Origin of the sequence: Bacillus sp. JJ634, assembly GCF_036962285.1 — a bacterium.
Lineage (GTDB): Bacteria > Bacillota > Bacilli > Bacillales > DSM-1321 > Peribacillus > Peribacillus asahii_A.
Genome location: NZ_JBALMU010000161.1, coordinates 1 through 238, shown reverse-complemented (window position 1 = coordinate 238; position 238 = coordinate 1). Strand labels below are relative to the sequence as shown.

Annotated in this window: 1 protein-coding gene; it reads left to right on the top strand. The window is 36.1% G+C overall.

From position 1 onward, the window contains the following. Nucleotides 1-232 (top strand): YybI family spore inner coat protein (locus V7068_RS20055; protein WP_499714250.1); only part of this gene is annotated, 232 nt, incomplete at its 5' end. Nucleotides 233-238: the final 6 nt, after the last annotated feature.

The following is a 238-nucleotide window of genomic DNA, read 5'->3' as shown; positions in this document are numbered from 1 at the left end:
TCAAAATGGAAAATTAAATGAAGCTACGGAGTTAATTATTCATCCTTATTTCGAATTAACAGTACGTTCTCAATTTGGACGCAGAAAGGGCTTGACAGGAAAACAATTAGTAAAAGGAATTGAGGGAGAAGAGGCTATTGCGACGATTTCTTCAGTGTGGTCGTTTCAAGATGGGGCCTGGAAACTCATCAAAGCAAATGTTAAACCGTTAAAGAAAATAAAGAATCGATAAAAACTC